Origin of the sequence: Acetivibrio mesophilus, assembly GCF_004102745.1 — a bacterium.
GTDB classification, from domain to species: domain Bacteria; phylum Bacillota; class Clostridia; order Acetivibrionales; family Acetivibrionaceae; genus Hungateiclostridium; species Hungateiclostridium mesophilum.
This window is the reverse complement of record NZ_RLII01000011.1, coordinates 77,766-100,479: the sequence shown is the minus strand read 5'-3', so window position 1 is coordinate 100,479 and position 22,714 is coordinate 77,766. Positions and strand designations below refer to the sequence as shown.

Genomic DNA, 22,714 nt, shown 5'->3' with positions numbered 1-22,714 from the left:
ATCACACCGAAACTTTGCAGAATCACTATTTTTATGCATGTACTGACAATTTTCGCATAAAATCAAAACTTAGTAATAAACATTATAGTATAAAATAGCAAATATGCCAATATAATTTTTATAAAAACACCAAAAGGTTATCTTCAAACAGCGTAAAACTTAAATACTTCCGCTACAATTCTTTTACTTCATCGGCTTTTACTGGATCATTGTAATGATTGATAAATACCTCCTGATTTAATGCACGCTTAAGCTAGAGGCAAATATGGTTCATTACAGTTTTATTCCAATATAAACAAAATCCCCAAAAGCCTTTAAATCAAGCTCTTGAGGACTATAATCAAAATTACTTAAAGTTTATCCCTGCTGGTAAAAACTCAACACATAGACTTTATTGCCGCACTGAAAGAAAAACTGCTCCCAAGCAAATTCATCAATCCATGCAGGTTCAGTCATTAACTTGTATACCTTCAAATCTTCATCTCCAAAAAACTCTTCCAATAACTTCAGTAATCCGTTAAAAACACCATTGCTCTCTCTGTGTTTTTGGGCCGGCATTGTGTTGCCATCTTCCTCCTGGATAGACACCTCAAAATTGCGCATGCTGAATATACTGAAAAACCAGTCACTGCATGACTCAAACAATTCGCTTTTCCAATCATCCAATTCTCTCATTCCCACAACGCTTGTGCCATGTTTATTGATGGGGCTTTCTTTGAAAAACCTCTCTGCACATTCATCTATATTATTTACGTTATCGTACTCAATAAACTTGTATGTATGTGAGTAGAGAACCCCATAGAAACTTATGATATTGGTCAATCCGTCCAAATAGCCCTGAATCCTGTTATACACCTCAACCCTCATAACTCATATTCCCCCTATAAATTATATAATTAACCAAAGTGCCTGACTTTAGCGAAAAACCGTGCCGGCACATTATCTATATTTTATATATCATTAGTTTACTACCAAGAACCAAAACAGTCAAGTTATAACAGTTTATGTCGCGTTCTGTAATGAAAAACTCCTTTAATAAAAGAAGTAATAATTCATTTTAATTGTTGAAAGCTCCAGAACCCTAAAGTCCCAGAGCTTTCTTGAATATCATTAAATTTTCTGTAGCCCAATGTTCTCCAGTAAAAACTACTTATTCTCTACCGGGAAAACGTCAATAACCTTTAGAAGGTATCTTTTCATTATTGTCACATCTGTTGAGTTTATATTACCATCCCCATTAACATCTGCTGCTATTTTTCCGTTCGGTGTCGGAAAATCAGATAATATTTTCAAAACGTATCTTTTTAAATAAGTGAAGTCAGTGGAACTCACAACACCATCCTCATTCACATCACCATACTTAACTTTTACTGGTGTTGGTGTCGGAAGCTGCGGAACATTATTAACGATTGAATAAAAAGCAGGCTTTGCCTTGTATTGTCCATCAAATAACAACGGATATCCTCCAAGCCAGCTTGTGGAATCTGTTACTCCCCAGAATACCAACGCTGTAATGTTTGCTCCTTCTTTTTTCAAATCGATGAGTTTAGTTACAAGTTGTTGATAACGAGTAGCTTGGCGCTCTAAGGCCGATGGATTATTATCCGGGTTCTTAATATCCAATTCGGTAAGTTGAATTTCCAATCCCAATGCAGCATATCTTTTGATGGATTTTTCAAACATACTAATACTTGGGTAATCCATAACCCAGTGGGATTGCATACCCATACCGTCTACCAAACCTTTCTCTTTAAGTTCGGTGAGAATTTCAATAATAAAATCGCATTTTCTGTCTTCATACTCATTATAGTCATTGTAGAAGAGTTTACAACCGGAAGGAGCATATTTTCTTGCATATTCAAAGGATTTAACAATAAAATCTCTTCCAACTGTTTGCATCCATAAGGAATTTCCCGGCGTCCTGTTATTCGAACCAGGGTTTCTCATACCGGTTGAAGTATTAGGATCAACAGCTTCATTTACAACATCCCATGCATAAAACTCAACAGTGGGATATTCAGTCTCCAAAGCTTCCATTACGTTCTTTATGTAGTTTTCCAATCTTTGTAACATGACTTCTTTGGACGCCCAAGGATCATTTTCATTTTTTGAGTAATTTTCCCTGAAGAACCAGTCCGGTGTCTGGCTATGCCATACAAGGGTATGTCCTCTTACAGGAATCTTATTTTCTTTTGCAAACTCCAGCAGTGGTCTCGCTGCTCTTAAAGTTATCTGAGGATTAACCTCATCTCCTCCATTTTCTTCCATATAAGCAATTGTAGCATCGTAGTCAAGCACACTGTCCGGTTTTAATTCATTTCCAAAGGTCAAGCTGTTATAATGCTTAAGTATCAGATCTCTTGCAGGCTTCGGTGCCAATTCAGACACAGTTGTAGCCCCACCTACTTTAAAGTAACCGGCAAAGACATCCTTTAAGCTTGGGATATCTTTCTCAATTTCAGGCATATTTACAGGTGTTGCTTTAAAATCATCGATATAAAAATCCATTAAATCTTGGGGATTTGGGGAAGTTTTGTATTCAGTTTCCACATATATTTTTACGTCCTGGGCATGTGGTGGAACTGCAAGCTCTCCCTCCAATAAAGTCCATGCTCCTTTATAAACGGTAGCCGTTTTTATATTTTGGTATACGTCCCCAACTCCGTCGTTATATTGAAGTTGCAAACTGAATCTTTGTTCGTTTGAATATGAGTTGCCCACATATTTTAAGTATACACTCAACTTATAACTTTCACCCAATGATAAAACATCGGATATGTCAACCATCGGACCATTCCAAGTTTCGGTACGGTCGCTAACCTTCAAACTGCTTTTTCCTGAGTAAGCTTCCTCTGTTGTAAGTTCAACAGTTTCCGGCCCCCTCGGTCCCCATCCGTTCAGGCCTGATTCAAAATCATCGTAAATCAGGTTAGCTGCGGATACTTTGGGTAATGTCAAAAAACTTCCGCAGACACTGACAGCCAATATCGCAAAGACTGTCAAAAGAGTAATCAACTTTTTCTTCAACATACTCTACCTCCCAAATTATTTAAAATTATTTATATATCCAAGCTTTGTACAAAGCTTGGCAAAAAACTTAGCCTAGAATTACTCTTTAAAGTTATATAATCAAGTTGGAATTTCTTCTCTATAATAAATTATAACTTATTTTGAACTGTTTGTCTTATTTTTTTTATATTTAGTAAATATTTTGATTCAATCCATCCTCTAATTGATAAATTATTAACAATATGATATCATTTAATTAGCGAACATAATTTCTAATATAGATATGGTGATGGCTTATGATAAAAATAATTGACAAACTCGCAACTGAACATAATTTGTCCTATGACGAACTGCACCGGCTTATTGAACACAGAAATGAGGAATTAGCCGAGTATCTGTTCGAAAAAGCAAGGCAGGTGCGTATCCTTCATTACGGACATGACGTTTATATGCGTGGCCTTATTGAATTTACAAATTACTGCAGAAACGACTGCTATTACTGCGGAATAAGGAAAAGCAATTGCAATGCTGACAGATACCGTCTTACAAAGGATCAGATACTTGACTGCTGTGCCGTGGGGTATGAACTGGGCTTTCGCACCTTCGTGCTTCAAGGAGGAGAGGACGGTTATTATACCGACGAAATTATGGCGGATATCGTGAGCAGTATTAAGTCAAAATATCCTGATTGTGCGGTTACACTCTCTCTGGGTGAAAAAAGCTATGAAAGCTATAAAATGCTTTACGAGGCAGGAGCCGACAGATATCTTCTTCGTCATGAAACAGCGAATGCCGACCATTATTCAAAACTTCATCCGTCGATTCTGTCCCTTGAGACCAGGAAACAATGCCTTTACAATCTCAAAGAAATAGGCTATCAGGTAGGCTGCGGGTTTATGGTTGGTTCACCGTTTCAGACCACAGAATGTCTGGTTGAAGATTTGCTGTTTATAAAAGAATTACAGCCTCATATGGTAGGAATAGGTCCATTTATTCCTCACAAAGATACACCCTTTGCCGATAAGACTGCCGGTACATTGGAGCTGACATTATTTCTTCTAGGCATCATACGCCTTATGTTGCCCTTTGTTCTGCTTCCGGCTACCACTGCTCTTGGTACAATCCACCCTAAAGGCAGGGAGTTGGGTATTCTTGCCGGCGCAAATGTGGTAATGCCAAACCTTTCACCAACGGATGTCAGAAACAAGTATCTTTTATATGACAATAAGATCTGTACCGGGGATGAGGCCGCAGAATGCAGAATGTGCCTAAACCGCCGTGTTGAAAGTATCGGATACAAATTGGTTGTTTCAAGAGGCGACTGCAAAATGAGATAATAATAAAGTTGAGCTAATAGCATAGTAAAAGCGGTGGAGTATCACTCTCCATCGCTTTTAACTTTTGCACAAAACATAGGAAGGGTAAATTTATTGAAAACTGTTAAGCATCCTGAAATAATGAGGTAGACAAATATCTTTCTCCTGTATCGGGAAGCAAAGCAACAATGACCTTTCCTTTATTTTCAGGTCTTTTTGCAATCTGCGTCGCAGCAAAAGCCGCCGCCCCTGAGGATATTCCCACTAATAGGCCCTCTGTTCTTGCGAGCTTGCGCGATGTATCAAAGGCCTCTTCATTTTTAACCTTATAAATTTCATCGACAACTTCCCGGTTGAAATTATCCGGTACAAAACCTGCCCCTATTCCTTGTATTTTATGAGGACCTTTGCTTCCTCCGGATAAAACCGGCGAATCAAAAGGCTCCACGGCAACAATCTTTACTTCCGGATTACGCTGCTTCAGAACTTCACCAACCCCGGAAATTGTTCCCCCTGTACCGACTCCTGCAACAAATATATCCACCTTGCCGTCAGTGTCTCTCCAAATTTCCTCGGCCGTTGTCTTTTTGTGCATCTCAGGATTTGAACGATTCACGAACTGTTGAGGTATAAAGGAATTAGGTATCTCAGAAGCCAATTCCTCAGCCTTTTTAATAGCTCCTCCCATTCCGTCCGCTCCCGGTGTAAGCACCAGCTCAGCTCCCAAGGCTTTCAAAAGATTTCTTCTTTCAATGCTCATAGTATCAGGCATTGTAAGTATAATTCTATATCCTCTAGCAGCCGCAACAAAGGCCAGAGCAACACCTGTATTTCCGCTTGTCGGCTCAATGATAACAGTGTCTTTGTTTATCAGGCCTTTTTCTTCTGCATCCTTTATCATTGCATAACCAATCCTGTCCTTTACACTGGATGCAGGATTGAAGTATTCCAGTTTTGCTATCAATACAGCTTCCAAATTATTCTCTTTGTTATAATTGGACAACTCCAAAAGAGGGGTATTTCCAATAAGGTCTGTAAGATTCTTAGCTATTTTGGACATTTCGTCACCTCCAGATTATTAATCCTAACCATTCATATATGTTTTATTGCTTTTATTTTATTACTTTTGCACATATTTGTCAATCCTTATTTGCTAATTCTTCATTCATACTGCCGGTTCTGTAGCCCATAAGATCAAGGGAAACATGTATAAAACCCAGTTCCTTAAATCTCAAATATACTGAATTTCTGATTTGCTTATCCATAAACCTGTCGAAGTCCTCATCCTTAACTTCAATTCTTGCGAGACTGCCATGATGCCTTACCCGAACCTGCCCAAATCCCAGATCGATCAGAAACTGCTCTGCTTTATCCACCCTTTGGAGCTTTTCCTCTGTTATTCTCTCTCCGTAGGGAAACCTTGAGGATAAACAGGCAAAAGAAGGTTTATGCCAGGTTTTAAGGCCCATTTCCTTTGACAGCAGCCGGATTTCATCCTTGGTCAGCCCGGCTTCTCGCAGGGGACTTGCTATTTCGAGCTCTTCTATCGCCTTAAGTCCCGGACGATAATCCCCGAGGTCATCATGATTTGAACCCTCGACTATGAATTTATATCCTTCTTCCTTGGCAAGCTGCTTTATTTTCTTAAACAGCTCCTTCTTGCACAAATAGCACCTGTCTGGAGGGTTCTGAGCAAATTCCTCCAAATCCAGCTCTTCTGATATTATAATCCTAAAGGGAATTTGGTATTCGGCGGCAAAATTTTCCGCCTCCCGAAATTCTCTTTCTGGGAACGAGGCCGACTTTGCTGTCACAGCAAGCACTTTATCTCCTAAAACTTCATGAGCTACCTTTAAAAGAAATGTTGAGTCCACTCCTCCTGAAAAGGCGACGATAACACTTTCCATTTCCTTTAATCTTGCTTTAAGTCTTTCCAATTTAGCTTTAGCATCCATAATCCTTATGCCCCCAATGTCTTTTCCAGTGCCTGTTCAATGTCATAAATGAGGTCATCGGCGTCTTCAATTCCAATTGAAATCCTTATCTGATCCGGTGTAACTCCGCAAGCCTTTTGATCTTCCTCTGACAATTGGGAATGGGTTGTTGATGCAGGATGAATAACCAAAGATTTTGCATCGGCAACATTGGCCAGAAGAGAGAATATTTCAAGGTTTTCAATGAATTTCTTTGCAGCTTCAAATCCACCCTTGACTCCGAAAGTAAATATGGAACCGGCTCCCTTCGGGAAGTATTTTTGAGCAAGGTCATAATACTTATTGCCCTTTACGCTCGGATAATTTACCCATGATACCTGTGGATGGTTTTGCAAGAATTCAACAATCTTTTTGGTATTGGCAACATGCTTTTCAACCCTTAGTGACAGTGTCTCCAATCCTTGAAGGAGAAGAAATGAATTAAATGGACTTATGGCAGCTCCAGTATCCCTCAAGAGTTGTACTCTAGCCCTGGTAATGTATGCAAGAGACCCTAGTGCCTCGGCATATTTCAAGCCGTGATAGCTTGGATCCGGCTCGGTAAGAACCGGAAATCTTCCGCTTGCGGCCCAATCAAAGTTTCCCGAATCAACAATAACGCCTCCGATGGAAGTACCGTGTCCTCCAATGAACTTCGTTGCAGAATGTACAACAATATCGGCTCCAAACTCAATAGGTCTGATAAGATATGGAGTCCCAAAGGTATTGTCCACGATAAGCGGCACACCGTTTTCATGGGCAATTTTCGCAACCGCTTCGATATCAACTATATTGATTCCCGGATTTCCAAGGGTCTCAATATAAAGAGCCTTTGTCTTTTCATTAATAGCTTTTCTAAAATTCTCAGGATCGTCAGGATCTACAAAAACAGTCTTAATCCCGAGCCGGGGTAAAGTTGCGGAAAAAAGGTTATACGTACCTCCGTAAAGTGTACTTGCCGAAACAATTTCATCTCCAGTCCCGGCGATATTAAGTATTGCATAGGTAATGGCTGCGGAACCTGAAGCTACTGCCAGCGCCCCAACTCCACCCTCTAAGGCCGCCATTCTCTGTTCAAACACATCGGTTGTCGGGTTCATAATCCTTGTATAAATATTACCGGATTCCTTTAATGCAAAGAGATTAGCAGCATGCTCCGTGCTATCGAATACATAGGAGGTGGTCTGGTAAATCGGGACTGCTCTCGATCCGGTCGTCGGGTCAGGCTTCTGACCTGCGTGTACCTGTAGAGTATCAAATTTCAATTTTCTTTCTGCCATAATTAATTCCCCTTTCAAATGCGATTTTTCTTATTGATTTTGTCGTGTTTTGTGTAAAAATTATATATAATACATTGAATTGTCAATGCCATTTCGTTTCCTGTAATCTTCAGCCAGATCTTCCAGGGTCACAGAATCCACCAGCTCATTGAGACTGTTATTCATTTTTTCCCAAACATTGATTCTGATACAGTTTCGTATACATGACTCATTTCCAGCCAAATTCTCATCGTCTTCATCTGTAACCGAAAGAGGACCCTCAAGAACCCTTAAAATTCTTCCCACCTTTATATCCGACGGACTTTCAGACAATACATAACCTCCCTGGGCACCCTTGGCACTTTTAACCAGCCCGGATTTTCTAAGTGCAGAAAACACCTGCTCCAAATAATTTGTAGAAATGCCCTGCCTTTCAGCAATACTGGCCAATGTAACATACTCGCCGTTTGAATATACCGCAAGATCAATCATTGCCCTAAGTCCATATCTTCCTTTGGTTGAGAACTTCAATTTATCCACCTCTTCCCTTGCAAAACCTATAGGTTTCAATTTGCTGCTAAATATAATATTCCAAATCTATACTTTGAGAAAAGCTACTGTTATAGCACTTTACCAAATCTTCGATGGTAATGGAATTTGCCACTTCGCTCAAGGTATTCATTACACTCTCCCAGAAATTACGTGCCGTACAATTATCAAACCTGTTGCAAGTGGTCTTCGCACGCTTAGATTTCTCTGCAATACAGGGTACCGGCGCCAATGGCCCCTCCAATACCGTCAGAATATCTCCCACTGTTATTTGCGAAGGATCCCGGGAAAGAACATAGCCCCCTTGAGCTCCCCTTATGCTATCAACAATCCCTGCTCGCCTTAATACTAAAAAAATCTGCAATATATATGCCTCAGACATTTCACATCTTTCGGCTATACTTTTCAAATTTACACGTCCCTCAGATGAATGAATTGCAAGGTCAACAATTGCCTCCAATCCATATCTGCCCTTTGTAGAAATTTTCAACCTGATCACTCCTATTATTTGTCTGTTACCTCTCCTACCCTCTATCTTATTTTATCTCATTTAAATCAAACGGTGTCTCCTGGTATACATAATAGTTCAGCCAGTTTGAAAACAAGAGATTGGCATGTCCTCTCCATTTGACAATCGGCGCTTTACTCGGGTCATCGTCCGGAAAGTAGTTCTTCGGTACCTTTATATCAAGTCCCTTTGACACATCCCTGTCATACTCCTCTTTCAAGGTAAATTGGTCATACTCGGAATGGCCGGTCACAAAAACCTGCCTTCCGCCGTCAGTCTTCATAATGTAAACACCCGCTTCTTGCGAGTCTGAAAGAATATCAATCTCTCCTACCTTTTCAATATCTTCTCTTCTTACCTCTGTATGCCTCGAATGGGGAGCATAAAAACATTCATCAAAGCCTCTCAATAGCATTGTGTTGGGCTTGCAAATGCGATGTTTAAAAATACCGAACAATTTATCCTGCAAAGGATATTTTTTTATACCGTAATGATAATATAACGCCGCCTGAGCCCCCCAGCATATGTGAAATGTGGAATACACATTGCTAAGGCTCCAATCCATTATTTTTTTCAGCTCATCCCAGTAATTAACCTCTTCAAAATCCATTTGCTCCACGGGAGCACCGGTAATTATAAGCCCGTCAAATTTTTCATCCTTCACTTCATCAAAGGTCTTATAAAACTTCGTGAGGTGTTCCTCCGGAGTATTCTTTGATACATGGGTCTTTGGATGCAAAAGCTCAATCTCTACCTGAATAGGCGTATTCCCAATTAAACGAAGAAGCTGGGTCTCTGTAGTGATTTTTGTAGGCATCAGATTCAATATTGCAATTCTAAGGGGTCTGACGTCCTGCTGTAGAGCCCTTTGTTCGTCCATCACAAATATATTCTCGTTGTTTAGTACTTCCTTTGCCGGTAAAGTATCAGGTATTTTTATTGGCATGTATCAAACCTCCTATAGATAATTTGCCCACATCTTTGTGTCCTATATATTACATTATTAATTGCAATTATAGCACGATTAAATACCTTTTTGCAATGTTATAAGAAATTCCGTTCCCTCATTTATTTTACTGGAAACCTCTATACGTCCATTGTGAGCTTCGATGATTGTCTTGGCAATGGTAAGTCCTATACCTGCCCCTCCCGTGAGCCTGTTTCGCGACTTATCCGCCCTATAAAGTCTTTCGAATACAAAGGGCAAGTCCTCTTCAGGTATACCCTGCCCATTATCCTTCACTCGGATTTCAACCGCACCCCCCCTACCCCGAGCGCTTATTCTAACCATACCTCCCTCTTGTGTATACTTCAAGGCATTCGATATAAGGTTAATAATTACCTGACTCATTTTATCTCTGTCTGCAAAAATCTCCTCAACCTCACCCTCAAAGGCAATTTCAATCCCTCTATTTTTAAATTCCGGCTCAAAATTACATACAATTCTTCGTATCAGTTCCGATATGTCAAACCTGACTTTATTCAATACAAGGCTTTCACTCTCATACTTTGCCAGCTTTTCAAGATCTCCCACCATCTTATTTATCCTGATTATTTCCTCATGACAGCTTTTAAGTCTGTCTGCATCCGGCTCCCATATGCCGTCTATCATAGCTTCCATATGGCTTTGCAATGTTGCAAGCGGTGTCCTAAGCTCATGAGCCACATCAGCACCCATCTTTTTGCGCAGTGCTTCCTGCTTCTCAAGGGTTTGGGCCAGGTTATTGATTGTTGATGTAAGCTGGCATATTTCTTCCGTTGTAGATTCTTCGGATATTCTATCGGAAAAGTATCCCCGGGAAATCGATTGCGCACTGCTTATAACCCTGGCTATAGGTAGACTCAACCTCCTTGCCATTATGCTTCCTAGCACCAGCGATAAAATCACTGAAAAAACACCCACTCCAATAAGAATCTTGTTTAAGGTGTTTATAAAAGCAAGGTCATTATCATTCAAATAGTATGGCCCATAAGAGCCCACCTCCACCAAACCGACATTTTCTTCATTATATTTTACCTCGTAGGGTATCTCCCTGTAGGCCCCTCCTACATCAGGATAACGACTGCTCACATTGTGTGCCATATGCTCAATAATCCGCTGGCACATTCCGTTATTATGGGCTGTCGCATCCCAGATTACTTTACCGCTGATATCCTTTACCTTTATTATCAAACCATTTTCAAGCGCACTGGTACCAATAGCCTCAATCATATCCGTATTCCATTTTCCGTCTCCCAGATACTGTTGGCTTACCGATGTAACAACATCACGGTTTCTCTGTTCCTGATTCCAATTGGCATATTTTCTGAAGTGACTGTCAAGAAACATATTGGTTAATGCCATTACAAGGGCAACACTTATTATGGCAACTAAAAGATAGGAAACAGATAGCTTTATCCTCAAACTGAATTTCATCACAAATCCCCTCTTCTAATCATGTGCTTCAGAACCCTGGAACCTATATCCGACTCCATGGACCGTCATAATATATTTCGGTGCTTTTGAATCGGTCTCAATCTTTTGTCTCAAATTTTTGATGTGGGTATCCACCGTTCTATCAAAGCCCTCAAAATCATCTCCTAACGCTATGTGGATAAGCTCCTCCCGCGTAAAAGTCTTCCCGGGATATTTAACTAAAGTCATAAGAATTTTATATTCCTTCGGGGTCAAATTCACTATATTATTGCCTTTTCTCACTTCATACTTCAAGCTGTCTATGACAAGATCACCGTTATTGAATGAATAAATATTTGAAAGTGGCACCGGGTCTTCGGATGTTCTTCTAAGTACCGCCGCAACCCTTGCAACCAGCTGTTTTGGGCTAAAAGGTTTGGTTATGTAATCATCGGCGCCGATATTAAGTCCCTTAAGAATATCCTCTTCTTCCGCTTTTGCTGTCAGCATTATAACCGGTACTCTTGACCTATTTCTTATAATCTTGCATATTTCTTCTCCGCCCAAATCAGGAAGCATCAAATCAAGCACTATGAGGGACAGAGGCACTTTTTCAAATACCTCCAGTGCCTCTTTTCCGGTATAGGCTTCAAATACCTCATACCCGCTATGTTCAAGATACGATTTTACCACTTCAACAATCTTTTTCTCATCATCTACTACCAGTATTCTTTTGGAATAGTTAAGCATATTGCAAGCCCCCTATCCAGGCCAAAACTTATATAATTTACTTTTCCGGGTTGTACCTTTTCAAGCTTAAAGAGTTGGTTACTACCGACACAGAGCTAAAGGCCATTGCGCCCCCGGCAATAATCGGGCTAAGCAATCCAAAGGCTGCAAAGGGAATACCGATTATATTGTATATAAATGCCCAGAAAAGATTCTGCTTGATCTTCCTCATGGTCCTCTTTGAGAGCTTTATAGCAGTAGGTATTGACCTTAAGTCTCCCCTCATAAGGGTAATATCTGCCGCTTCCATAGCAACATCCGTTCCAGTACCGATGGCCATTCCAATATCTGCTGTTGCAAGCGCTGGGGCATCATTAATGCCGTCCCCCACCATAGCAACAATCTTCCCCTGCTTTTTAAGCTTCTCAACTTCCTCTGCTTTGTTTTCAGGTAGCACTTCAGCCAATACATTAGTTATTCCTACCTGTTTTGCGATAGCCTTTGCCGTCCTTGCATTATCGCCTGTAATCATATACACATCAATCCCCATCTTCAATAGCTGTTCTATTGCTTCCTTGGAGTTCTCCTTCACTGTATCCGCAACAGCCAAGATTGCTTCGACACGCTCATTTACTGCCATAAGCATCGCAGTTTTGCCCTCATCTTCAAGCTTTGCAATATCGGACTCTATTCTAAAAATATTAATCCCTTTCTCTTTCATAAGTTTCCTTGTGCCTATATATATGGTCTTATCCTCGATTACCGCCGCAACACCCCTTCCGGGGATCGCTTGAAATCTTGACGGATCCGGTATGATACCAAATTTGCTTTTGCCCTTTTCAAATATAGCAACACCCAAAGGATGCTCCGATGCCTTTTCAGCAATCGCCGATAATCTTATAATTTCCAACTCATCCATATCCCCAAGAGGAATAATATCGGTAACCTCAGGCTGACCCTTTGTTATGGTTCCAGTTTTATCCAAAACAACAGAATTAAGCTTGTAGGCCAATTCCAAGTATTCTCCGCCCTTAATCAGTATCCCCTTTTCTGCTCCCTTGCCCGTCCCCACCATGATGGCAGTCGGCGTTGCCAGTCCAAGGGCACAGGGGCAAGCAATAACCAGTACCGACACAGCACTGACAATAGCCAAATTCAGTTCGCGGGTTACCAAGTACCATATAGCAAACGTTACAATAGCTATTACAATGACCGCAGGCACAAAAACACCGGATACCTGATCGGCGATTTTCTGAATAGGAGCCTTTGAACCCTGGGCATCTTCAACCATCTTAATAATCTGGGAAAGAACTGTATCCTTTCCAACTTTAGTAGCTTCAAACTTAAATGTTCCGAATTTATTTATAGTCGCCCCGGTTACAAAATCCCCAGCCTTCTTCTCCACCGGCAGGCTTTCACCTGTCAGCATTGATTCATCGATAGAGGAATCCCCCTCAATTATTTTACCGTCAACCGGAATCTTCTCTCCCGGCCTCACCACAATAATATCGCCGACTTGCACATCTTCCACCGGGATATCTTCTTCAACTCCATTTCTTATGACTCTTGCGGTCTTTGCCTTGAGTCCCATGAGTTTTTTGATGGCTTCCGAGGTTTTGCCTTTCGCAACAGCCTCAAGGTACTTCCCGAGAAGAATCAGCGTTATAATTGTGCTGCTCGCTTCAAAATACAGCTCTTTCATCATGCCCATCTCCATCGAATGAGCAAAAAAGGCATTGTATATGCTGAAAAAATAAGCTGCCGATGTTCCCATTGCAATGAGTACGTCCATATTGGCACTCTTGGCCTTTAAGGCATGATAAGCATTCTTGTAGAATCGAAATCCTATAATAAATTGAACCGGAGTTGAAATAATAAGCTGAAAATACTCATTGTGCAGGAAAGGAATATCAATATTTACAAGCATAAAAATCATGGCAGCTATCAGCGGAGAACTTAGAATCGCAGAAGCAATAAGCTCCATCCTTAGCCTCTTAATTTCTTTTTCTCTCTGTTCTCTTTCCCTATCCTGGGAAACATTTTCAATCCTTTCGGCCTTATAGCCAAGGTCATCTATGGTCTTAATCAAATCGGCTGTCTTGACCTTTTCCATGTCATATTCGATGTTGGCCCTTTCCGTTGCAAGGTTTACAGACGCCTTTGCCACTCCGTCAACTTTATTAAGCCTTTTTTCAATTCTCGCGCTACATGCAGCACAAGACATTCCTGTTATTTTAAGCTCTATCTTTGCCTTATTCTCATTTTCTACCAACAATTCTTTGCTGTTCATCATTGTCACACCCTTAAACTATATATTTATTTTTTATATTAAGTCAAAAACTACAACAACCTCCACCCAACGTTCCGGACAGCTTAAACCCTTCATTATTTTCATTAATGTCATCTTGATCTGCGGCATTAATATCATCTACCACTTTTATATACCCACGAATCATTCCCATCCAACATGAATAAACAAAATTACCTTCCTTATCCGGCGTAAATTCAATTATATTATCTCCAATTCCCAGCTTCTTATTGTCTATTCCAAACTCCCGGGCAACAATTGCGTTATTGCAGCCGTTCAGGTCTTCCTTATTGGCCTTTATTGTCCATTTAACTGGTATACCCTTTTGCACGATTATCGATTCATACCTTCCCGGCTCCAACTGGGTTGCAACAACCTGAATATCATTTTCAACTTTGGCAATGCTGGCGGACTTTCCGGAGGCAGCATAGAAAGGAGATAAATTATATCCTGAAAGACTAAGCCCTCTGTTCAACATAACAATTCCCAAAACCATTACCAAAACTGCACTTACTTTCATCATCTTCTTTGTAAACTTTCCGCTGACTATTGAGCTTATTGCCCCAAGACCAAGCATAAGAGGAACAGTCCCTAAAGAAAACATAAACATAGATGCCGCACCGGCAACAAAACTTCCCGTTCCTAGAGCGTACAGCTGCATCGCCTGAAGAGGTCCGCACGGCATCAGACCATTTAGAAGTCCTACAAGCAAAGGTCCCTTGTTTTTAACATTGCTTATCTTACTGCCAAAAATTTTAGGCATTCTGGGATTAATCTTTCTTAATATTGGAAAAAGATTCAACATATTTAATCCCATAATGACCATGAAGACACCGGATAATATTGCCACCGCACCCTTTGCGGCACCCGAAAAACTAATTACAGAGCCAAGTGCCCCCACAATACCTCCAACAACGGTATAGGAAATTACTCTTCCTAGGTTGTACAAAAGACTTGGCCTAAGCCGTGCAAATTCAATCGGCTTTTTTGCCTTGCCGCTTGTCTCACCGCAAGTCCCGGATTTATCGTCATCGCCTTTGTATTGCATACATACAGACATATTAATCCCACCGCACATCGCAATACAGTGAAGTGAGGTTAAAAGTCCCACAACAAAAAGCAGTCCATAGCTCATCGACGGGTCTATCTGCGGCATAAAATCAAGTACCTGAGAATTTTTTGTAATCATAACAAAGGCAAGAATGATAATGATAATGCCGACAATTTGCCCCGTTTCCGTTCTGTTTTCGTCTTTCAGCACCGGACTATCTTTTTTATCACGGCGTGTATCCGTTCCCTCTTCGATACCTTTTACTTTATAATCAAGCTTTTCAATAGCTTTAATTATATTTTCCGGCTGTATTCTTTTTATATCATAAGCCACATAAACAGTTGAACTGCTATATTTAGCCTTTACATCCGTCACTCCATCTAATTTTTTCAGCACATTCTCTATTCTCGTCTCACAGCCTGTACAAGTCATTCCGTCTATATAAAGTTTATTTACTGCCAACTTTTCTTCCATAGTATCCCTCCAGCACATATTGTTAGCTAGCCCTAAGCCTCTACTTTGATTTCCAATTGTCAGCAAATAAATCTTTATTCTCTAATATAAAATCTTTTGAAATAATAATGTTTGTGCCATCATCTGTTTTCTCGTCTTTTGTAATCGGTACCGGGTTGCAACCGCCTCTTTCCTGTTCAACCATATCCATTTTAAAGCTGTTTCCGCAGTTTTGGCAAACCAAAAACTCCCCCTGCTGCTTGAAATATGCCCATGGAGAGCCATTACATACCTGACAAGTGTTAAAAGCCGTCCTTATTGAACCGTCGCTGGCCTTGACAGCTAACACTTCCAATTTGGTTCCATCCGCATTATATGGATAGAATTTTACTTTTTCCGTAACCTCACTCTTGGGAATTATTAAATCTCCTGTTGATACGGTTTCGCGGCCACTTATGCTTCTTGCAACAAATGTCCCCCCTATTATGATTGCAGCAATACCAATGGTAATAAATATGCCTTTTTTTGAGCTTTGCTTCTTTTTACTCATATTCTCCCCTGCCCTTTAAATATATTATAGATAAATAATAGCAGGAATTTATGAAGATTTTATGGAGGCAAATAAAAAGCCTTAATCTACTACATCCGAAATGTATGATTAAGGCTTCTTAAATATCATTTTGAACTTTTTGTGAATTTACCTATATTCATGGCTAAGTTCCTCTTGTTCTTTCTGCTCAAAACAGCATTCAACATTATTATATTTTATAACTCTAAACGCATCTGTTCTAGCCAATGTCTTGGCAGTATCGACGATTATCAACCCAAACATCAGGATGGCGGCAACCTGTTTGAATGACGGGTCTATAGCATTTACATACATTGAGAGCATAGGATGCAAGAATGACAATAATAGATATGCAAATATTCCCCATAGTAGCGAAAATTTAGCACAAATACGCCCATGTAAATTTAATTCCTCATTGCTGTAATCCCATGCCTTGATATCAAAAAATTTCTCCAATATATATCCTGTTATGTACTCTAGAATAGTGGTAATCAGAATTGCCAAAGCTACACTCGCGTATACAGGCATAGTTCCGGGCTTAATGAACACATCAATTCCTAAAATGAAAAGAGCCCCAAATCCATAGATAGGACATATAGGTCCCGCAAGAACTCCCCTGTTTACAAATCGTTTTTCCAAATAAGCAGCATAAGCAACTTCAGAAATCCAACCAATAAATGAGTACAGAACAAAGTAGATAACAGTGTCACAGAAACCTGCCCACATACCTCTTCCCCCTTCCGCTTTATCACGGTAGTTAGGTCATTGAACCTGCAACGCATTAACACTTAAGCAATAAAAAAACGCTTTATGCTCCTTTTTGTTTTTAAAGATAAAATATCAATAACGAACAAACGCTGTTAATAAATATCAATAAAGTAAAAGGTATATAAAAACGTCACATTAGCACTCTCAAATATCGACTGCTAATACTATTTTACAAAGTAGCAATTTTTCTGTCAAGTTAGTTTTTTGTAGGTTTTAATTGATCTCCATTGCATTTTTCGATATTGTTAAAGATATAACACAACTTTCACATTTGATTTTCGAAATGCTTCCTTTTTCTCTATTATATTAATAATTCCGCACTACGTATGTAATTCCACATTTAAACAATTCCACGGTTCGGATTTTGAACACTACTATTTTCATGCAAGCAATGAATAATATTGAAGGCTAATATATACTTTGATATAATAAAAAATAAATTTTCTGCTATTGCCTTTAATAGGTAACTTTATATTTAAGCATCAAGTTTAGTTTACGGCACCACTTTGATGTCAAAATTATTCATACAGTCAATAATAAAGGAGCTTTAATCAATGGGAGATCTATCTAAATTGCCGAATATTGGAGTCAAGCTAGAAAAGCAACTTTTCGATGTTGGTATTACCACAGTAGAAGAGTTAAGAAGTGTAGGTAGCCGTGAAGTGTGGCTGCGTATTCTTCAACGCGATCCTTCTGCCTGTATTATGCGGCTATCAGCATTGGAAGGTGCGATTCAAGGTATAAGATGGCATAACTTGGACAGCGACACAAAGGAATCACTTAAAGAGTTTTATCACAAGCATAAAAGTGCAATAAAATAGTAAATTTACAAGATACCAATAAAAGCTCGGGACATCGAGTCCCTTCGCTTTAGCCTCTTTCATTTCACCCCAAGAGGCTAAAACAACAAAAAACCCTTCTATGAAGGGCTTCTCATTGTATTATAATTTGGAGGCGCCACCCGGATTTGAACCGGGGAATAAAGGTTTTGCAGACCTCTGCCTTACCACTTGGCTATGGCGCCATATTTAGAAGCTAAAGACTGGAAAATGAGTTCCCAGTCTTTAGTTCTTAATTTGGAGCGGGTTACGAGATTTGAACTCGCGACTTTCACCTTGGCAAGGTGACACTCTACCGCTGAGTTAAACCCGCATATGGTGCCCAGAGCCGGAATCGAACCAGCGACACGAGGATTTTCAGTCCTCTGCTCTACCGACTGAGCTATCTGGGCTAATTGGCGACCCGGAAGGGGCTCGAACCCTCGACCTCCAGCGTGACAGGCTGGCATTCTAACCAACTGAACTACCGGGCCATGTGTGGTGGGCACTATAGGGCTCGAACCTATGACCCCCTGCTTGTAAGGCAGATGCTCTCCCAGCTGAGCTAAGCGCCCACACTATCGTGTCGTTTTTGCGACAATTGATAGTATACAAAAAATATTGATCAAAGTCAATATCAAAAACTCGTATGATCTAAATTTATTTACTTATTGCTTTCAATATCTCTACAAATCTCACCAAAACAAACTATTACTAAATGTCTATCTCATTTATTTTACCCGTCTATAAGGTTTAATAAGTCCTGTTCGGAAAACTGGTACTTTTCATTGCAGAAATGGCATTGTGCCTCTGCTCCGTGGTTCTCGTTAATCAAACTCATTATCTCGTTCTTACCCAAACTTAATATATTTCTCTCCATCCGCTCCCTTGAGCAATTACAGAAGTATCTGCATGGAGATTTGTCAATTATCTTAATATCCTTTTCGGAAAGAATCATCTCAAGAATTTCCTCAGGAGTTTTACCTTGCGCCAGTAGCTCCGAAACCGGAGGTATTGAATTTATCTTATTTTCAATAAATGTAATTGTCTCCTCATCCGCCCCCGGCATCAACTGTAAAATAAATCCTCCCGAGCTTACAACAATTTGGGTTGCATTAGTCAACACACCCAGAGCTGTAACCGTAGGAATCTGTTCAGAATAAACATAATAGTACGTAATATCTTCGGCAATCTCGCCGGAAACAAGGTCAACATATCCTATATAGGGCTCCTTTAAGCCCAAGTCCTTTATAACGTTTAAGTATCCGCTTCCGACAGCACCGGCAACATCATACTTCCCCTGACTGTTTAGAGGCAAATAGACCAACGGGTTATGAACATATCCTTTTATATTTGCAGATGAATCAGATACCACAACAATCCCGCCAATTGGGCCATCTCCCTTGATTTGCACCGTTATAGCGGCCTTTTCCTCCTTCAATGTTGTAGACATCATAGCTGCGGCAGTCATTGTCCTTCCCAAGGCTACTGTGGCAAGCGGAGATAAGCCATGCACCTTCTGCGAATCTTTAACCATATTTGTTGTGACTGCTGCGACAGCTCTTATTGTGCCCTCTCCTGCAGTAGCCCTAACAATATAATCTTTCATCTATAAATCCCACCCTCTAAAAGCATATTTATCTATTTGTATAGCGTTTTCAGGTAATTGAAAACCCCGGTATTTGAATACCGGGGTATATGGCCATTTTTATGTTAAATCTTTTAAGACTTTATTAGGCCTTTGTCACATTTGAAGCTTGAGGTCCTTTTGCACCTTCAACAACTTCAAATTCGACTTCAGCACCTTCTTCCAGTGTCTTATAGCCATCCATGTTTATTGCTGAAAAATGAACGAAAACATCATTTCCGCCATCTCTCTCGATAAAACCAAAACCTTTTTCAGCATTAAACCGTTTTACTCTTCCTCTTTCCATCCTGCACTCCTCCTGAACTTGATACTTTAACTTAGCCCGCACATTTCCATGCTATTACTAAATCTATAATAGTTTATCATATTGTGCCACTGCTTGTCAATCTGATATTTTGCACTTATTTGCATTTAATAATAATAAATAACTTATTATTGCTGGAACTAATAAGGATTCCACAAATACTTGTTCAAGTTTATTTTCCCGCTTTCATCGAAAATTATGCCTTCTTGTTCAAGCAATTTTTTCTGCTCAAACTCGCCTCCAAAAGCAAATGCCGAGCTGATTTCACCGTTTCTGTTTACAACCCTGTGACAGGGAACCTCTCCATAATATGGATTTTTGTGAAGAGCCCATCCCACAATTTTTGCCCTCCTGGGCGTGCCCAACATTCTGGCAATCTGCCCATAGGTTGCAACTTTACCTACGGGAATCATTTTTACAACCTCGTACACTTTTTCAAAATAGGACATATTCTATCCCCCGTTCTTACAAACAAAAAAAACTCTTTCACTCTTTGGCAAAGGTCGATTGAGTGTCATACTGTCATAAACATTTACAAGAGTCATGCCGCTTGAAACTATGACTTTTTTCAATTCCTCTATTTCATAGCATCTCTCATAATGAACTTCATCATACCTGTTATAGTATTGACCTTCCTTAACAAAAAACGTTATGTCAAACTCGCAAATTTTCCTTTTGCTATCAAAATTATTTTGCCATACATAGGTAATCTCATCTGAAACATCATAAAATACGTTATCCTTAAGAATATTTTTAAACTTGTAAGGCGTATTTATATCAAATATAAAGAGTCCTCCGGGATTTAAATAGTTCTTTACAAGCTTCAAAAGCTTTTTTATATCTTTTATGTAAGTCAGATAGTTTATACTATCCATGAGGGACACAATAGCATCCACCGTCCCATACAGTTCAAAATCCGTCATATCTTGGTTAAGATAAAGAATGTTCCTTCCTTCGGATTTCTTTTTAGCACAATTTAACATATCCAAGGACGAATCTATACCTATCATTTCATAGCCCTTTTTGTCCATCTCAACACAAAAATTGCCTGTACCACACCCAAGATCGGCTATTAGAGACGGCTTAACTTCATATTCTTGGAAAATTTTCTCAATATAGTCTGCCCACTCTTTATAGTCCACATCATACATTAATTTATCATATATATAAGCAAAATCCCTATAGATATTTTCCACCCCCATGCAAATGGGCCTTTGAAGCTTTGGCCCTCCAGCAGAAATAATTATAGCATAAATTCTAAAAAAGCGTCAAAACGGGATGTATTTTTCTAATACATCCCGCCACAAAGGTCATAGAAGCTTATATTATGTATCCTTCCAAAGAATAAATTCTGCCCAAATTAAGCCTGCTGACTCTTTTCCATTTGCATCATCTTTTTCCTTTTGGTAATAAGGCCGCCAATGCGTCCCGTCTCCTTAGCCGTTAGGCTCTTCCAACCATTTTTACTAACCTTGTCAAAAAGCCCTAACTCTGTTATTATTTCGTACTTCAATTTTTCGTCTATGTTTTCCAACTCGCCCTGCACCTCCTATTGTTCGTGTTAGAATTGCAATGTTTAATCTTAGTATGCCTAAAACATTAAACAATATGCAAATAAAAGTTCTTTTTCGGAGGTTTTTGCAGTTGGATATTAGTCGATTTGCCCGTGTATTACCTCAAGAGCCTTTTTGAGCTGAACATCATCCTCCCTGGGCACCTGTGAAACTGACAAATTTGAATATTTTTCATCCAGTTCAATCACTATATCCGGTTCTATTCCTTCTTTGTGTATGCACACTCCGGAAGGAGTAAAATATCTGGCTACAGTCACCTTAAGTCCAGACCCGTCCTCCAGCTTCTGCACCGCCTGAACAAGCCCTTTTCCAAAGGTTTTTGTTCCTATCAGAGTCCCTTTATCATGATCCTTTACAGCTCCGGACAAAATTTCCGAAGCACTGGCGCTATAGCCGTTAACCAGTATTACCAAAGGCATATTAAGCTCCGTTGAATCCGACCTTCTCTCGCTTCTATTTCCCAACTTATCTTCAGTATAAACAATCAGGCCTTCCGGAAGTAGTCGGTCCGCTATGGCACAAACCTCATTATAGTCACCGCCGGGGTTATCTCTCAAATCTATTATCAATCCTTTTATGTTCTTATCAACAAGCCCATTTAAGTGATTTCCGAAATATTTCGCAATCTCACTGTCAAACATATTGATTTTGATATATCCAATATTTCCGTCCATTACCTCGCTAGTGATATTCTCAATTTTTATCTTTTTCCTTATTATGTCAAAATCCAAATATGTACCCTCGGATGGTCGAAAAACAGTAATCTTGACCTTGGTATTCTCCTCACCCTTAATCTTACTAATAATATAGTCTTGATCTCTTATAGTCGTAACGTCTTCGTTGTCCACTTTGACTATCTTGTCTCCTGACATCATTCCCACATCTTTTGCCGGTGACTCAGGAAATGCTTCTACTATAGTCAATAGCCCTTCTTCGTCCATATTTAATGATACCCCTATGCCCACATAGCTCCCGGTTGTATTTTCATCAAAAACTTTCATTTGCTCTTTTGTAAAGTATACAGTATAGGGGTCTTTTAATGAATCCACCATTCCCGCAATGGACCCTTCAAGCATATCATTCTGGTTAACTTCCTCATAATAATAACCATTTAACAGCCTTTTTACTTCGTTATATTTTTGAATATTCTCAAAATCAACACTGTTTTTGTCAAAGGTTATTGCATATTCAGGATTAAACTTCTTACCAACTTTATTTTCATAAGCCTTAGCCTCATCTTCGGATAATACTACATACGCTGGGTTTTTATAATGCCATAAAAGCATCCCGTATGCAGTTGCTGACGATGCAAGTAATGCGGCCAGCAGAATTGGAAGAAACTTAGATGTAAAAATATTTTTATTCAACTTAAAAACACTCCCTTTTAGTTTTATATATCACAAATAATAATATATTCATGATTGCTGCTTAATCTGTTACCCCTGGTTTATTACACCTCGTTATATTATATCATATGCCTGATT

General features: G+C 39.6%; 22 protein-coding genes and 5 tRNA genes. 2 read left to right on the top strand and 25 right to left on the bottom strand.

The genetic code is table 11. The features are described 5' to 3' along the window. Window positions 1–357 precede the first annotated feature (357 nt). Together EFD62_RS09995 and EFD62_RS09990 are read right to left on the bottom strand one after the other, a co-directional pair. Window positions 358–867: a hypothetical protein gene (locus EFD62_RS09995; protein ID WP_069194875.1), complete on the bottom strand. Its 510-nt coding sequence runs from the start codon at window positions 865–867 to the stop codon at window positions 358–360. 279 nt (window positions 868–1,146) lie between these two features. Then, window positions 1,147–3,030 carry an endo-1,4-beta-xylanase gene (locus EFD62_RS09990; RefSeq protein ID WP_069194876.1) on the bottom strand — a complete coding sequence of 628 codons (1,884 nt, stop codon included), beginning with the start codon at window positions 3,028–3,030 and terminating at the stop codon, window positions 1,147–1,149. A gap of 275 nt (window positions 3,031–3,305) precedes the next feature. Here EFD62_RS09990 and hydE point away from each other — a divergent pair, with 275 nt between their 5' ends. Then, window positions 3,306–4,346: a [FeFe] hydrogenase H-cluster radical SAM maturase HydE gene (gene hydE, locus EFD62_RS09985; RefSeq protein WP_128706056.1), complete on the top strand. Its 1,041-nt coding sequence runs from the start codon at window positions 3,306–3,308 to the stop codon at window positions 4,344–4,346. Between the two features lie 103 nt (window positions 4,347–4,449). On the opposite strand, the gene cysK is transcribed toward hydE, so the two are convergent. The 12 genes from cysK to EFD62_RS09925 form a co-directional block, all read right to left on the bottom strand. Continuing rightward, complete coding sequence (gene cysK, locus EFD62_RS09980) at window positions 4,450–5,385, bottom strand: cysteine synthase A (RefSeq protein ID WP_069194878.1); 936 nt, start codon at window positions 5,383–5,385, stop codon at window positions 4,450–4,452. A gap of 79 nt (window positions 5,386–5,464) precedes the next feature. Further along, entirely contained in the window at window positions 5,465–6,280 is an 816-nt protein-coding gene (larE, locus tag EFD62_RS09975; protein ID WP_069194879.1) for an ATP-dependent sacrificial sulfur transferase LarE, read from the bottom strand. 5 nt (window positions 6,281–6,285) lie between these two features. Then, window positions 6,286–7,578, bottom strand: coding sequence for a homocysteine synthase (locus EFD62_RS09970; protein ID WP_069194880.1), 1,293 nt, complete (start codon window positions 7,576–7,578; stop codon window positions 6,286–6,288). Between the two features lie 60 nt (window positions 7,579–7,638). Beyond that, entirely contained in the window at window positions 7,639–8,088 is a 450-nt protein-coding gene (locus EFD62_RS09965) for an RrF2 family transcriptional regulator (RefSeq protein ID WP_069194881.1), read from the bottom strand. A 46-nt stretch (window positions 8,089–8,134) separates the two neighbouring features. Beyond that, window positions 8,135–8,596 carry an RrF2 family transcriptional regulator gene (locus tag EFD62_RS09960; RefSeq protein WP_069194882.1) on the bottom strand — a complete coding sequence of 154 codons (462 nt, stop codon included), beginning with the start codon at window positions 8,594–8,596 and terminating at the stop codon, window positions 8,135–8,137. 46 nt (window positions 8,597–8,642) lie between these two features. Continuing rightward, entirely contained in the window at window positions 8,643–9,560 is a 918-nt protein-coding gene (gene metA / locus EFD62_RS09955) for a homoserine O-acetyltransferase MetA (protein ID WP_069194883.1), read from the bottom strand. 78 nt (window positions 9,561–9,638) lie between these two features. After that, on the bottom strand, window positions 9,639–11,030 hold the full coding sequence (locus tag EFD62_RS09950; RefSeq protein ID WP_069194884.1) for a sensor histidine kinase: 1,392 nt from the start codon (window positions 11,028–11,030) through the stop codon (window positions 9,639–9,641). Window positions 11,031–11,045: 15 nt separating this feature from the next. Beyond that, on the bottom strand, window positions 11,046–11,759 hold the full coding sequence (locus EFD62_RS09945) for a response regulator transcription factor (RefSeq protein ID WP_069194885.1): 714 nt from the start codon (window positions 11,757–11,759) through the stop codon (window positions 11,046–11,048). Window positions 11,760–11,796: 37 nt separating this feature from the next. Next, the gene (locus EFD62_RS09940) at window positions 11,797–14,031 is read right to left on the bottom strand and encodes a heavy metal translocating P-type ATPase (protein WP_235832625.1); all 2,235 of its coding nucleotides are present in this window, start codon (window positions 14,029–14,031) and stop codon (window positions 11,797–11,799) included. 40 nt (window positions 14,032–14,071) lie between these two features. Further along, on the bottom strand, window positions 14,072–15,571 hold the full coding sequence (locus EFD62_RS09935; RefSeq protein ID WP_069194887.1) for an urease accessory protein UreH domain-containing protein: 1,500 nt from the start codon (window positions 15,569–15,571) through the stop codon (window positions 14,072–14,074). Window positions 15,572–15,611: 40 nt separating this feature from the next. After that, a complete protein-coding gene (locus EFD62_RS09930; RefSeq protein WP_069194888.1) occupies window positions 15,612–16,100 on the bottom strand; it encodes a DUF2318 domain-containing protein in 489 nt (162 codons plus the stop codon). 147 nt (window positions 16,101–16,247) lie between these two features. Then, window positions 16,248–16,844, bottom strand: a complete 597-nt coding sequence (locus tag EFD62_RS09925) for a putative ABC transporter permease (RefSeq protein WP_069194889.1) — start codon at window positions 16,842–16,844, stop codon at window positions 16,248–16,250. Between the two features lie 596 nt (window positions 16,845–17,440). Between EFD62_RS09925 and EFD62_RS09920 the strand changes: the two genes are divergently transcribed. Continuing rightward, window positions 17,441–17,707 (top strand): TfoX/Sxy family protein, encoded by a 267-nt coding sequence (locus EFD62_RS09920; protein WP_069194890.1) that lies wholly within the window; start codon window positions 17,441–17,443, stop codon window positions 17,705–17,707. Window positions 17,708–17,835: 128 nt separating this feature from the next. Here EFD62_RS09920 and EFD62_RS09915 read toward each other — a convergent pair. The 11 genes from EFD62_RS09915 to EFD62_RS09865 form a co-directional block, all read right to left on the bottom strand. Further along, window positions 17,836–17,910 (bottom strand) — tRNA-Cys (locus EFD62_RS09915). 53 nt (window positions 17,911–17,963) lie between these two features. Beyond that, window positions 17,964–18,038 (bottom strand) — tRNA-Gly (locus EFD62_RS09910). Between the two features lie 3 nt (window positions 18,039–18,041). Further along, window positions 18,042–18,117 (bottom strand) — tRNA-Phe (locus tag EFD62_RS09905). 4 nt (window positions 18,118–18,121) lie between these two features. Beyond that, window positions 18,122–18,198, bottom strand: a tRNA-Asp gene (locus EFD62_RS09900). 5 nt (window positions 18,199–18,203) lie between these two features. Beyond that, a tRNA-Val gene (locus tag EFD62_RS09895) sits at window positions 18,204–18,279 on the bottom strand. Window positions 18,280–18,440: 161 nt separating this feature from the next. Further along, window positions 18,441–19,313, bottom strand: coding sequence for an Hsp33 family molecular chaperone HslO (gene hslO, locus EFD62_RS09890; RefSeq protein ID WP_069194891.1), 873 nt, complete (start codon window positions 19,311–19,313; stop codon window positions 18,441–18,443). A 124-nt stretch (window positions 19,314–19,437) separates the two neighbouring features. Further along, window positions 19,438–19,638 carry a cold-shock protein gene (locus EFD62_RS09885; RefSeq protein WP_128706055.1) on the bottom strand — a complete coding sequence of 67 codons (201 nt, stop codon included), beginning with the start codon at window positions 19,636–19,638 and terminating at the stop codon, window positions 19,438–19,440. 158 nt (window positions 19,639–19,796) lie between these two features. Then, complete coding sequence (locus tag EFD62_RS09880) at window positions 19,797–20,105, bottom strand: MGMT family protein (protein WP_069194893.1); 309 nt, start codon at window positions 20,103–20,105, stop codon at window positions 19,797–19,799. Between the two features lie 3 nt (window positions 20,106–20,108). Continuing rightward, on the bottom strand, window positions 20,109–20,858 hold the full coding sequence (locus EFD62_RS09875) for a class I SAM-dependent DNA methyltransferase (RefSeq protein ID WP_128706054.1): 750 nt from the start codon (window positions 20,856–20,858) through the stop codon (window positions 20,109–20,111). 158 nt (window positions 20,859–21,016) lie between these two features. Next, window positions 21,017–21,190, bottom strand: coding sequence for a small, acid-soluble spore protein, alpha/beta type (locus tag EFD62_RS09870; RefSeq protein WP_069194894.1), 174 nt, complete (start codon window positions 21,188–21,190; stop codon window positions 21,017–21,019). Between the two features lie 117 nt (window positions 21,191–21,307). Beyond that, a complete protein-coding gene (locus EFD62_RS09865; protein WP_128706053.1) occupies window positions 21,308–22,597 on the bottom strand; it encodes a S41 family peptidase in 1,290 nt (429 codons plus the stop codon). Between the last annotated feature and the right edge of the window lie 117 nt (window positions 22,598–22,714).

Coding starts and splice junctions, on each gene's coding strand:
- EFD62_RS09995 (WP_069194875.1), bottom strand. CDS start 867: ATGAGGGTTGAGGTGTATAACAGGATTCAGGGCTATTTGGACGGATTG.
- EFD62_RS09990 (WP_069194876.1), bottom strand. CDS start 3,030: ATGTTGAAGAAAAAGTTGATTACTCTTTTGACAGTCTTTGCGATATTG.
- hydE (WP_128706056.1), top strand. CDS start 3,306: ATGATAAAAATAATTGACAAACTCGCAACTGAACATAATTTGTCCTAT.
- cysK (WP_069194878.1), bottom strand. CDS start 5,385: ATGTCCAAAATAGCTAAGAATCTTACAGACCTTATTGGAAATACCCCT.
- larE (WP_069194879.1), bottom strand. CDS start 6,280: ATGGATGCTAAAGCTAAATTGGAAAGACTTAAAGCAAGATTAAAGGAA.
- EFD62_RS09970 (WP_069194880.1), bottom strand. CDS start 7,578: ATGGCAGAAAGAAAATTGAAATTTGATACTCTACAGGTACACGCAGGT.
- metA (WP_069194883.1), bottom strand. CDS start 9,560: ATGCCAATAAAAATACCTGATACTTTACCGGCAAAGGAAGTACTAAAC.
- EFD62_RS09950 (WP_069194884.1), bottom strand. CDS start 11,030: ATGAAATTCAGTTTGAGGATAAAGCTATCTGTTTCCTATCTTTTAGTT.
- EFD62_RS09945 (WP_069194885.1), bottom strand. CDS start 11,759: ATGCTTAACTATTCCAAAAGAATACTGGTAGTAGATGATGAGAAAAAG.
- EFD62_RS09940 (WP_235832625.1), bottom strand. CDS start 14,031: ATGATGAACAGCAAAGAATTGTTGGTAGAAAATGAGAATAAGGCAAAG.
- EFD62_RS09935 (WP_069194887.1), bottom strand. CDS start 15,571: ATGGAAGAAAAGTTGGCAGTAAATAAACTTTATATAGACGGAATGACT.
- EFD62_RS09930 (WP_069194888.1), bottom strand. CDS start 16,100: ATGAGTAAAAAGAAGCAAAGCTCAAAAAAAGGCATATTTATTACCATT.
- EFD62_RS09925 (WP_069194889.1), bottom strand. CDS start 16,844: ATGTGGGCAGGTTTCTGTGACACTGTTATCTACTTTGTTCTGTACTCA.
- EFD62_RS09920 (WP_069194890.1), top strand. CDS start 17,441: ATGGGAGATCTATCTAAATTGCCGAATATTGGAGTCAAGCTAGAAAAG.
- hslO (WP_069194891.1), bottom strand. CDS start 19,313: ATGAAAGATTATATTGTTAGGGCTACTGCAGGAGAGGGCACAATAAGA.
- EFD62_RS09885 (WP_128706055.1), bottom strand. CDS start 19,638: ATGGAAAGAGGAAGAGTAAAACGGTTTAATGCTGAAAAAGGTTTTGGT.
- EFD62_RS09880 (WP_069194893.1), bottom strand. CDS start 20,105: ATGTCCTATTTTGAAAAAGTGTACGAGGTTGTAAAAATGATTCCCGTA.
- EFD62_RS09875 (WP_128706054.1), bottom strand. CDS start 20,858: ATGGGGGTGGAAAATATCTATAGGGATTTTGCTTATATATATGATAAA.